Annotated in this window: 5 protein-coding genes; 1 reads left to right on the plus strand and 4 read right to left on the minus strand. The window is 34.7% G+C overall.

Translation table 11 applies throughout. The features are described 5' to 3' along the window. Positions 1 to 19: 19 nt before the first annotated feature. From VB713_RS09405 to VB713_RS09420, 4 genes are all read right to left on the minus strand, one after another. Positions 20 to 820: a hypothetical protein gene (locus VB713_RS09405; protein WP_323311298.1), complete on the minus strand. Its 801-nt coding sequence runs from the start codon at positions 818 to 820 to the stop codon at positions 20 to 22. Between the two features lie 90 nt (positions 821 to 910). Further along, positions 911 to 4,156 (minus strand): hypothetical protein, encoded by a 3,246-nt coding sequence (locus VB713_RS09410; protein WP_323311299.1) that lies wholly within the window; start codon positions 4,154 to 4,156, stop codon positions 911 to 913. A gap of 216 nt (positions 4,157 to 4,372) precedes the next feature. Continuing rightward, entirely contained in the window at positions 4,373 to 4,996 is a 624-nt protein-coding gene (locus VB713_RS09415; protein ID WP_323311300.1) for a hypothetical protein, read from the minus strand. Positions 4,997 to 5,257: 261 nt separating this feature from the next. Further along, positions 5,258 to 7,366: a hypothetical protein gene (locus VB713_RS09420; RefSeq protein ID WP_323311301.1), complete on the minus strand. Its 2,109-nt coding sequence runs from the start codon at positions 7,364 to 7,366 to the stop codon at positions 5,258 to 5,260. A gap of 265 nt (positions 7,367 to 7,631) precedes the next feature. Here VB713_RS09420 and VB713_RS09425 point away from each other — a divergent pair, with 265 nt between their 5' ends. Continuing rightward, a complete protein-coding gene (locus VB713_RS09425) occupies positions 7,632 to 11,885 on the plus strand; it encodes a sacsin N-terminal ATP-binding-like domain-containing protein (RefSeq protein ID WP_323311302.1) in 4,254 nt (1,417 codons plus the stop codon). Positions 11,886 to 11,923 lie beyond the last annotated feature (38 nt).

Consider the following 11,923-nt stretch of genomic DNA (forward strand, 5'->3'; position numbering starts at 1 on the left):
GCAGTCTGGAAATTAAAATTTACTTTTCATCACCCAAAGTAACACCACCAGGCATCATCAGTAATCCAGCTTGTTGAGTCATGGCATTACCAGCGGCTATATTTTTACGTCTGTCAGCAGTGTTAATAGCTGCCAGTTCTTTAGCTGTTTGTACAATCAAAGTGTTGTTTAATGTCCTATCAATTCTTGCTTGTTGTGCTTCTTGAAATATTCGCTGATTAATTTGACTATTGAGGGCTGTTTGTTGAGACAAGTTTTGCAAAATTTGTTGAGTGACATCCAAACTTTGGGATTCTTCACCTAAGTTGATAATCTTTTGAGTGTCTTGTTGAGTAACTTGCTGAATTTGCGCCATTTGAGTTTGGGCTGTTTGGCTCAAAGTTGTTTGATTAGCAATTTCAGTTACAACATTTCTAGTAGTATCCTTACCAATATCTGCTCGAATACCATAAGAACTTTGACCATTGGTTTTATTTTCCAAGATTTCCGATAATATGGCTCCAGGGTCTTGACTGGCTGAACCTCCCAAAATCTGATTCCACAACTTAGAAATATCGGGAATTTGGAATGCACCAATTGTTGAGTTAATCAAATTAGTTATGGGACTAAACAAGTCATCTTGAACAAAGTTTTTCACGTCTCCGATAAAACTAGTAATTTGATTCTCAGTATTCTCTACAAAAATATTGTTACCATTAAGTTGATTACTGTTTGCTGTATTGTTAGGTTGAGTAGTAGCTAAGGCTGGTTTATTAATTGAGTTAATACTCAGAACTAACAGCAAACTAATGAATTGAATTGAGATGAATTTGAGTTTCATAATTAAACTTCCTGTTGATAAATTTCAGTGTCAATTATGTGAATAGAAGTTTTACTTCAGAATCTTTTGTCAGGAAAGAAAACTACTTTTTTAGCTGGCGATTAAAGGTCGATCTTCGGTCTGTTCACCAACATTTAGTTGAGAAGGTAATGGAGTAGGTTGCACAGTAGATACATTAGATACATCCTGTCCAATATGTTGAAAACCTTTGTTTTCTTTTAAAGCTAAGATATACGCATCCGCAAAGGCTTTGAGTCCTAACAGTCTACCTTTTGCTGTTGGTGGATACTGTGCCATTACCCGTGATCTTGCTTCTCGTTCATTTTGGTTATTAGCAACACTGGCCAGCATCATTTCCCCTGGGTAAAAACGACTACGCCAAAATCTACCCCCTGTTTCTACAAGCCAACAAGAATAAAGGTCACTAATCCGGGGTAAAAATGCCTCAGTTGCATTCTGGCTAATAATCTGGGCAGGATAACCCAGATAATGCTGGAAAGAAGTAACCCCTGTGCTAGTAATCCGTCCAGTGATTCGGTATGTCATGTTTTGCATGATTTGAGAACCGGTTGCACAATCACAGATAGTATCTGGGTCTTGAGATAGTAGCAATACAGCAATACCTTCCTTGCGTCCTGTAGCACAAGTTTCACCTATCACTTCAGCAAAACCATCTTTACGTAAAAGCACTGAAAGCTCATCACCAATAAACAAACTTTTGGGATGGGATAAAGCATTGCGAATACAGGCAGTATGGGCATTAATCGCCATCAAGTAAGCATCCTGTTCGTTAGTTAATCCGCTCAGAGCAAAGAATTTAATCGCTGGTTCAGGGGAAAATGTACTGGGACGAGCGATCGCTTTCCCTAACCTCGATGCCAGTAATGCACTCACCTGATTTTGGATTTGGTTCAGTGCTTGGCGGTCAATTTCCTCAAAAGACCTCAAATTCAGACGTTCTCTGGTGCAGAACTTGACAAAATCTGGCAATGTGGGGATTTCCTGCCATTCTGCGGACAACCAACCCATCTCAAAAGCGCGGTTATAACGAGCAATCATATCTGCGTCTTTGAGAAACACATCCAAAGCTTTTACAAGTAAAGCATCAACTCGTTGGGCTAAGTGGGGATTTTCGACTTTACCCATAGAAATAGCTACCAAAGCCTTGCGAATAAAGTCCTTCCAAGATTCCATCCGTCGTTCCCGTTCTGACTTGTTAAACCTACGTAAATCCGGCGGTTCTAGCAAATTACTACTACCACTAGAGATGTCATAATATGCACCTTGTTCACCCAGTAATTCAATCGCTGTTTTAAAAGTGCTGTTACCACCTGCGGAAATATCCATACCGACTACGGGAATATTGTTCACTAAGGCTTCTTCCGCAAACCGCCACCCTAAAACACTCTTGCCTGAGCCAGAAGTACCTGTAATTAAAGCCCGTCCAATTTGCTGATGAAACAAATCTACGTAAATGGGTTTACCACCACGACTAGTCAAAAACTCTACACCTTGCTGATCAATATCTTTAGGAATGGTCAGAGGCATCAATCCAGCAATTGTTTGAGTATCAAGTGTTAATCGGCGCTCACTCAAATTACCATCATGTAATAAGCGTTTGCAGGTGATAGGTAAAGTTTGTAACCATATTTCCCAAGCAATATTGCGTTCTCTCAGTACCTTGGCGGTTTCAAAACTGTTAGCCAGTAGATTGCAAGCATGAGTTAATTCCTCGGCACTATGACGATATACTAAAAAGACTGGCGCACAATGTAAGGCTTTTGTACCTTCGTACAACCGCCGTTGTGCCTCAAAAGATTCTTCTTGTTTGATTTCTGCACCAATATCACGTCCCTGTCCTTTAGTAATTGCTACAGTGCGGGCGACTTTAGATTGCTTTGCTTGACGGGCTAAATTGTCTTGAATCAAAAAGTCGTTACCACGGCTGATTTCCACCCATGCTTCTGTATCATGGACATAACTAGAAGACAGTATTTTCCACACCCATTTGAGTTGTTCTTGGGTATTTGTCCAACCCAGTGGCGGGTCTGTCATGGTCATCACACCGCAGACTTTACCCTTGCCTATGAGATAAACTCGGTCATGATCTCCGCGATGTTCTGGACTTGCAGAGCGCCCTTGTGTACCTTCAATTAGTAAGGTGCAGATGTGTTTGTCTGTGGTTACAGTTTCTGTGAGTTGTAGTCCTGTGGCTGTTTCTTCTAGGGTGATAACTTGGGGAATGGCAGGTGCAACACCTTCGTTAAATCTATTCCACAACCATTGCCATAAATCACCTGCGCTACAAGGTGTGACTTCTAAGCCTATTTTAGTATTTAGTAATACTTCCCACTGAATAAATCCCTGTTGAAAGCCTTGCAATAATAGCTTTTTGAAGAATGTTTCTTGGTATATGCGTTTATTGCCTGTAATTGATTCTACTACCCAAGAGCCAAGATTACGGCATTTTTCAATCACAGCACCGACAAAATCTTTTTGCTGGGAACTACCTTGTTGATCACTTGTCCAGGTACAAAAGGCTATTTGCTGCCACTGTTGGCGTGTACCTGCATTTTTTAATTCTTCTATTCGTAGTTGTTCATTACGAATGAGAACAGAAATGGGTTTAAGGTGACAATCATTTGCCAAAGCATTAAGTTGGGTTTGGCGTTGGTTATCATCACTGTAGCAGCCTGTACAAAAAGTGATGCGTTCTCCAATTGGTAAATCTTTCATCCCTTCTTCAATAGCATGAGCAAATTCACTAACTTCACTTTCATGTAAGATGTTGTGCAGTCCAGCAATCTGAAAACCAAATACTAGTTGATATTGCGATTGTCCTTGTTCTAATAATAGGGCGGCAACTTGTCGGTCATCCTTTTTAATTTCTGCAATACAGCAGATATTGACTTCATTTTGGAAGGGCATAAATCTACTTTTACCTCCATATTGATTTGGTACTATCAGGGGTTTAAACTGAATGTTTATTTGTGAGTCACCGTAGCGACGACGTACCCAAGCGGGACGGTTTTCTGGTAATGGGGAAATGTAAATATTGTTGCAGTTATACCATTCGTTTCCGGGTGGTTTACGCCATCTATCTAGGAATTGATGGGGTTGGTTGCCGGTTAAAATCCACCAACTGACAATTAGCCAGAATGATGTGGCGAAAAACCAACCCATTCCTAAACTGAGTAAACCATTGGTAATGATGTAAGAAACTATGATGATGGCAATCCAAGGAACAAGTTGCTCGGCTGGTATTGGTCCAATGCTGGCTTGTTTACCTAAAATCCGGTTAACTTTGATAAATTCGTTTTGCGGATTGTTTTCCATAACTCATGATCTTGATTTTAACTTAACAGAAACATAGGTCTAAACCAAATAAATCATGATGATATCAATAGGATTCAAGAGGTTTGGCGAAGGTATTGAATTTGATTTAAGTTATCAAAAAAAGCAGCTAGATAAATCCTATTTAATTAGTGCTAATGTAGGATTTGATAGAGTAAAATATGCTGCCTTGTATCTTCTTCAATTGACTATTTGACATTAACCACCTGTTGTTGTGCCATTACCAATAAAGATAAAAGTGATGACATCTATGGCAATAACAATGGCAAAAGCTAAACCAACTTGAGTCACAATTGGTCGCCAATCATTACCTTGTTGTGCTTGGTTATAAGCAAATAAAGAAGCAGATGCAACCAGCAATAAAAATGCTCCTCGAATCAAGTTAAATGTTAAACCAACAACGTTGGCATCCAATGTGGTAGCACCACCTCCTGCTTGTGAACTTTGTTGGGCTAAAGTGACGAAAAACTGTTCTAACCCACTTAAAAAAATGGCTTGGGCTGGAGTTGCCAGGGTATCAAGTAAAGCAGTAATAGTGATAATGGCGGTAACAAGATGCCAAAAGCGGATTTTTCTGCCTAAATACTTTTCTAAAATTGGTACTGTCCGAATTACGTACCCCATACTCAAGAAAACAATGCTGGCACATCCCAAAATAGTTACAAATATGGGTTTTGTCGCCAGTAAATAAATTGCAATTGCCAAAGATATGAAAACAAAAATTAAGTCGGTGCGGTTGATTTTCAGATTTTTGAATTTGGATGAAAAATTCGTAGATGGTAGTGATTTAAACTGAGAATTGGGAGATTTCAGGTGATTCATCTTTCTTTTCTCTGTAAAATTCAACTGATTAAACTGAAATTTGCTTTTCTAATTTCTCTTCTCTGTAAAATCTAAGCATTCAATCGTTTTATGATGCCTAATTAATCGCAGCTATCTATACCCGTAGGGTTTACAACCTTCAGGGCTGAAATACAAAGAATTATAACTAATGAAGAACGTAAAAATTTCGTAAAATTCATCCTTGGTGAATCTGGCTTCTGAATATTTGCTATTGCTGGTATTAGATTGCTTACGGTAAACTTAAACTTGCATTTCTGATTTGCTGGTTTTAGTTTGCTTTTTCTGTTGTTTAGCGGTATTTTTATCAACCTGTTGAGAACGAGTTGATTGCTGATTATCTAACAACGCTTCCATTTCTCTCAAGGGGATGCTACATTGCCTAATCTCCGGTGGTTCTCCTGGTACTAAAGCAGCATCAAGGACTTGTTCATTGTGACGATTGGGGTTAAATCCCTGAAGTATCTGTGTGCCATTAGACAGTTTCACTATTTCAAAGTCGTACTTGGCTTTGCCTTTTTCAGCCCAGGTAAAGGTGGGTTCATCATCACCATTAAATTTGTGAGGTAGCTGTGTTTGAAACTTTTGAATCAATTCTTGGGTAGTAGCTTTAAGGGCATATTCTTGTTTTGACTGTGGTAGTTTACAAATGCCCGTTTTTTCCTCATCAGTGAGATTATCTTGGGCTATCGCCCACTGTCCCTGAGTGCAAGTACCCGCAAAAAGTGTTTTCCCTTGGGTATTTTCTAAAGCAATGGCTACGTCCGCAGATATCTCTGTTTGTGCTGTTTGTTTACCCTGTTGTTTTACTCCTTGTTGTTTCACTCTTAAAGTTTTATTACTGGAAATGGCAATACCATCTTCAGGTGATTGGTCAAATAACTCACTGGCAACATTAGCAAATCCAACTAAAGACTCAGCACAAGCAATTTGTTGTTGTTGGGCTTGGCGTTTTGTCAGATGTCCTAAAACATCATTTTCTGGTTGATTCGTAGAGTTAAATTTAGCAGCTTTTTCAGCGGTTTCTGATGCAATTACAGAACTATTTTGTTGTGATACAAGTTGTTTTTCTAATCGTCCAACTACCTCTTCTAAACGGTCAAGTCGTTTAGAAAGATTTTGCAAGTATTCTTCAATTTGTTGAAATTGTTCAATGATGCTGGCATCTTTATCTAACTCAAAAGGTTGCGACTGATTATTAGGGTCTAATTGAGAACCTAATTTGTCTACTTTGGAGCCGATTTTCATAGTAGCTACAACCACTGGATTATCTGCTGTAGATGCTTCAGATCCAACTCGATAATCTTGAGAAGTTGGGGAGTTTGAAGAAGTTCGAGAATTTGAAGAAATTGGGGAATTTAAAGAAGTTTGAGAATCTTGAAATTCTGATGAGTCAGGCTTTATTTTCTGTAAGCGACTGGTGAGGTTATCAACTCGGTCATTCTGTTTTTGTAGTTGTTTAAGAATTCGTTCTAGTCGCTTTTCATTAGCCTCGGCTGCTAGTTGTTCTAAAACTCCTTGTCCGACAGCAATTCCTAAAGTTGCCAATTGTCCTGCTAATCCTCCCAAATTTACCCCGTTTACTTCTCGTCCGTTGGTGGCTGCTGTGGCACTTAAACGGGAAGCTTCGTCTAGTGGTTCTTGGGATTTGGATTTTTTGGTGGCAGTTTTATTGGTTGGGGTTTTATCTTGAGTTTTAGTTGGTGTTTTGGGTTGGGACTTACTTTGGGGTTTAGTTACAGTTTTGGCTTGAGGTTTACTTGGGGTTACACTAACACGACTAACAGGTAATTCGTCTTCTTCATCTAAGTCGTCTGGGTCATCTAGTTCATTGTTGAAATCGTCGTTTAACAGGTCGTCTAGTTCGTCGTCAATTTCATCTATTTCTTCGTTTTCCTCTTCTAAATCGAGTAGGTCGTCTTCTAATTCATCATCTAAATCATCTAGTTCTGTTTCTGCAAAACCGCAAATTTCGGCAATATTGGAAGGGGTAAAGTAGTTTTCGTCTTTGTTAGTGATTCCTTCGAGGTTTTTAATCAGGTATTTACCACTGGTTCTGTGTCCAGGGTCACTGGTAAGGTAGAAGCGATAGCCTCTAATTTCGTCATCATCGTCACCTCCTACGCAAAGTTCTACGGTTATGGGGGCTTTCCCTGATTCCTGACTGTAATTTTCTACACAGTCTTTAAAGTCTTGATGGGAATGGATAGAATCGTTCTGAATTGACTCAGAAATGGCTTTGTCAAGTGTGTTTTCTATATGGCGGAGTTTACGGCGGTCTGTCAGGTTTTCCCAAGAGCGAGTTTGAGAGCTTTGTTTGTGCTTCGGTTTGGTCAGTGTTTTGGTAGCCATTATGTACTCAACTCTGATTGCCTTAGAGTTAAGCTAACAAGGCTTTGTATGAATTGACATAGACCTATTGGCTATTTATTTATTGTCCATCTGGCTATTAATGTCAGTTGCTGGTTGATCAAAAAGTGATATGCTAAATATGTTACAATCACATTATTACTCAGTAATATCAACTATCAATTAGTAACCGATACAGTCAGTAATCGCTTGGAAGTGAATTTACTGGGTGATATTGATGACAAAATTCGTCTGAGAATAAATCATTATGCAAAATCTTAAACAATTAATTGAGAAAATATTCAATGAAACAGGTCAGTCTGAAAGAGATGCTGAAAACCTTGCTAATGCTTTAACGAGACTTACAGGTGATTTGTATACAGAAACAGAAAGATTTATATTTGAACTATTACAAAATGCTGATGATATACCTAATGAAACTGGTCTAGTAAACGTAGTATTCGTTATTCTCCGGGAACATTTTTTGATTTTGCATAATGGTAAGCCTTTTGATAGCACTAATGTAGATGCAATTTCCAGTATATCCAAAAGTACAAAAGTAAATAATTCTGAGCAAACAGGTTATAAAGGTATAGGGTTTAAATCTGTGTTTGCGGATTCAGAATGTGTATATATTAATTCTGGTAATTTTTCATTCAAATTTGATAGAAATGACAAAAGACATAAAAACATTGAAAAAACCCCTTGGCAAATCAAACCTATTTGGATAGATAAAAAAGAATATCCTGTAGAAATTCAGCAGTATCAACAATTTTTTACCTTTCCTGTTGCAACTGCTATTTATGTGGGACAAGCTAAAATTAAAGAATATAAAACAAAGTTAGAAAAACTATTTCAAGATCCTAGATTAATTTTATTTTTACGTCATGTTCAAAATATAAATGTTATAGGCTTAAATAATATCAACATAGTTGATGTCTCCATCACCAAAGAAAAGCAAGGAGAAAAATACAAAATATGTAGAAATAACCAAATTACTTATTGGTTAGTACAGGATTTTGATTTTAATGTGCCTAAACAAGTTAAAGACAAAATGAAGAGCGATAAAAAAATACCTGATAAACTAAAATTAATTGAACGCTCGAAAATTACCTTTGCTGCTCAACTCATAGATAATAAACTGGTTGCTGTCAATGAAGAAGACTCTGTTTTATTTACATATTTACCAACCAATGTAAAAGAATATAAATTTCCTTTCTTAGTTAATGCTGATTTTCTGACTACAGCTAACCGACAAGAAATTCATCATGATAATCCTTGGAATATATTTCTTTTTACTAACATAGCTTATTACTCGTTAACATGGATAGCTGAAGTTGCGAAAAAGACAGAATATAGAAACCAAGTTATTAATATTTTGCCATCTAAATTTTCTCTAAACGTAGCTAAAAGTGAAACTTTTATCTCATTTAATCAAGAACTTGATCAAGCTCTAGAATTAATTGCTTTTATTCCTTCAGAAGAAGATAATAAATTATTAACTGTAAATGATTCTATTTTAGATGAAACAGAAATTACTAGAATAATACAAGTTGAATCTGTAAGAACATTTTTTGATCCTAAACGATACTTTATAAGTAACTTATTACTTAATAAAACAAAACTCAAGAATTTCGGTGTTAAAAGTTTTGATGTAAAATCACTTTGTAGTTTTTTAAAATCTACACATTACAAAAATATTGTTAAAAGCAACCCACAGATTATTTTTCAAGTATTAGCTCATTTAAAAACAAAAAACTTATCTAATAGAGAATTACTATCTATAGAATTTATTTTGGATGAAAATAGTAATTTTGCCAGTCCCCAAATATTATATTTCCAAATTTATGAATCAGAGAAGAAAATATTAAATTTTGCTATTTTTTATTTTATACATCCTGATATAGACGAAAAAATTAGACAAGACAATGAACTCTTTAAATGGGCAAAGAATAATTTAAGGATTAAGATTTTTGATGGTTGTGAAATATTAAAAGAAAGAATAAATCAATCCAAATACATTCCTGATATAAAATCATCTATCAATAACTATATCAATTATGTGAGATTTATTTTTAAATATTATTCCCAACTTAATTATGAACAATGCCAAAAATTAAATAACTTAAAATTAATTTATCATAATCAAGAGGATAATAAATATTATCTTGATTGTGCTTATAATTTCTATTTATCTGATTTTTACAAACCTAAATATCCAACAGAGGAAGTAGCTAATTTAATTGGTATTGAAAATTTTAAGTTTGTTATTTCCGATTATTATGAAACTCCAGCTACAGTTAGTAATTGGAAAGATTTTTTATTATTTATAGGTGTTAAAGATCCTAATGGATTAGATATTATATCTAATACAATAATTCCTATGATTACCAATAATGCAATTAATGATACAAATACCATTAATATTACTAGATATATTTTTAATGTGTGGAAGACGTTATCGTTGAGTAATGAGGATATTGAATCACTTCATAAATTACCTTTATTAACTAACAATGGATTAGAAGTAGCAAGTGAATGTAACTTATCTGAGTTTTATACAAATGAAGAGTTTGAAGATACATCAATATTAGAGGTATCATTACCTAATTTAATCAGTAATAAATATTATCAAGAAGGAGATTCTATTATTGAGTGGAAAAGGTTTTTTACTGGTGTGTTAGGAGTATTTGACTTAAAGGGTGTTGATTTAATTAGAGAGAAAATTCATCAAATCGTTAATAACTCTGATATTGTAAATTCTGAAAATGCTGTTGATATATGCCGACAAATATTCAAATATCGTACCTATTTAACTCAGGAAGACTTTCAGAAATTACATGGATTAAAAGTTTTAGTTATAAACAATAATTTAGTAGCTGCTGGTAGGTGTTACTTATCAAATTACTACAATCCTAAGCAAAATTTACAAACTTTTTATGAAGATACTGATTTTGATAAATTTGTTAGTTCTAAGTATTTGCAACATGAATCATCTGATAAAGAGCAATGGAAGGAATTTTTTATAAATATAGGAGTAGAAGAAGAAGTCAGATTTTGGATATATAATGATAAGCGAGAAATTCAATTTTCAACGCAATTTGGAAAAGCATACTTAGGAGTTATTGGACTTGATTCTAATGAGCAAAAACACTTTTTTCAAAATTTTATTCATTACCCCCATCATGTATACTTTAATAATTTTAGATTTTCTCAGAAAATATGGAAGTATATAAATGATAATTGGGATAGATTAAATTTAGGAAAGCAATCAACAGTATGGAAAAATAATATTCCAGTAGAAGTAATTTCCTCTTTTAAAGTTTCAGTAATATATCGCTATTCAATTCCTTGCTTTGATGAAAAATGCCATAATTCATCTGAGGGTATATATTCTAATCGAATCAGAGAACTCGTAGGAGATTGCTATAATGTATGTATATGTAGCTTGAAAGAAGAAGTAGAAGATTTTATTGGTGTGAAGCGAGAGCTTAATGTAGAAAGTTGTTTAACTATCTTAGATGATATTGCTGAAAAATATACTGAGCATACCAACAAACAAGATAGACGACTAAATCAAGTCTTTGAACATCTTTTAAGATGTATTATACCAGCAATAAATGAAGAAGATAAAGAAAAAATTAAAAGTTGGATAAATAGTGGAAAATTACTAACTTATAATGGGAAATTTCGTTTTATTAATGATTTATTCTATTTTAGTACATCTTTGGAATTACCTCCTAAGCGCAACTCTAGTTTAGTAAAATTTCCTGATTCTGGTGTAAATCCTTTTCAATTTGAAACAATACTTGATATTTTAGGAGTAAAAAAAATCACTATTGACGATATGGATATTAATTTAGATAAAAGTGAAATTGATAATTATCTACCTCGTTTAATTAAAGCACGGTCTATATTCATAGGCATATTACTTACTGGAAAACGTAATATTTTAATAGAGAAGCAAATTAAAGAGAAAGTAGATAACATTCGATTTTATAATCCTCCTAAAATTTTCATGACGTGCAGTTTAATAGATTATAAAGAGTCTTTATCTAATTACTACGATAAAGATAATAATTCTATTTACTATGTAAGGAAGTGGAATAGTATTAAAAATATTAACTTGAGTACATATTTACTTCATGCTTTAAAGTTAGATAGAATGAAAATTACAAATTCCTTAATGTTGCAATTACTAGATGATGATATTGAAGACATAAAAGAATACTTACTAGAAAATGGTTATGATATTGGGGATATTCCTGAAGAAGAAAAATTTACGCCTGATCCAGAAAATATCCAAGAAACACCAGAATTTACAGATAATACTCAGTTAAAACCAGAAAATATATCTAGTAACTCTATATTTGTTTATTCTCCTGATGGTACAGGTGAGAATAAAGAGTATTGGGGAGAATGGGGTGAGAAAAAAGCAAAAAGAATGTATGAATTATTAGGTTATTGTGCTGAAAAACAAAGTGATTATTTAGCTTTAGGTTATGACTGGAGTTTAGACTAAAAACAGAGATATAAGTTACAACTACTGAGAAAAGATAA

Origin of the sequence: Anabaena cylindrica UHCC 0172, assembly GCF_034931625.1 — a bacterium.
GTDB classification, from domain to species: domain Bacteria; phylum Cyanobacteriota; class Cyanobacteriia; order Cyanobacteriales; family Nostocaceae; genus Anabaena; species Anabaena cylindrica_A.

Excerpts from the sequence above, each read along its gene's own strand:
- VB713_RS09405 (WP_323311298.1), bottom strand. The coding sequence starts at position 820 with ATGAAACTCAAATTCATCTCAATTCAATTCATTAGTTTGCTGTTAGTT.
- VB713_RS09410 (WP_323311299.1), bottom strand. The coding sequence starts at position 4,156 with ATGGAAAACAATCCGCAAAACGAATTTATCAAAGTTAACCGGATTTTA.
- VB713_RS09415 (WP_323311300.1), bottom strand. The coding sequence starts at position 4,996 with ATGAATCACCTGAAATCTCCCAATTCTCAGTTTAAATCACTACCATCT.
- VB713_RS09420 (WP_323311301.1), bottom strand. The coding sequence starts at position 7,366 with ATGGCTACCAAAACACTGACCAAACCGAAGCACAAACAAAGCTCTCAA.
- VB713_RS09425 (WP_323311302.1), top strand. The coding sequence starts at position 7,632 with ATGCAAAATCTTAAACAATTAATTGAGAAAATATTCAATGAAACAGGT.